The sequence below is a fragment of the Pseudonocardia sp. EV170527-09 genome (assembly GCF_008369905.1).
Lineage (GTDB): Bacteria > Actinomycetota > Actinomycetes > Mycobacteriales > Pseudonocardiaceae > Pseudonocardia.
On the sequence record NZ_VRMC01000603.1, the window covers coordinates 1 to 246 of the forward strand.

Here is a 246-nt window from a genome sequence, read left to right on the forward strand (position 1 = left end):
TGGCAACTAGGCTGCCGTTGAGCTGGACATAGTCAAATCCCTTGGCCTGGCGCTGATCGTGCTGGTAGCGCAGCACGCCATCCTGTCCATAGAACGAGCGGATGTTGCCATTGGACGCACTGGCCAGGGTGCGACGTCCATGCGCGTCGTACTGATAGGCCTCCTTGCCATCGACCTCGCGCAGGCGATTGCCATAGTCGAAACGGAACGCCACGCCATTGCGCACCTTCAGGTTGCCCTGTGCGT

At 60.6% G+C, this 246-nt stretch carries 1 protein-coding gene; it reads right to left on the minus strand.

All coding sequences use genetic code 11. The features are described 5' to 3' along the window. The coding region (locus tag FVA95_RS31320) for a hypothetical protein (protein ID WP_205016101.1) at positions 1-246 on the minus strand (246 nt) is incomplete at both ends.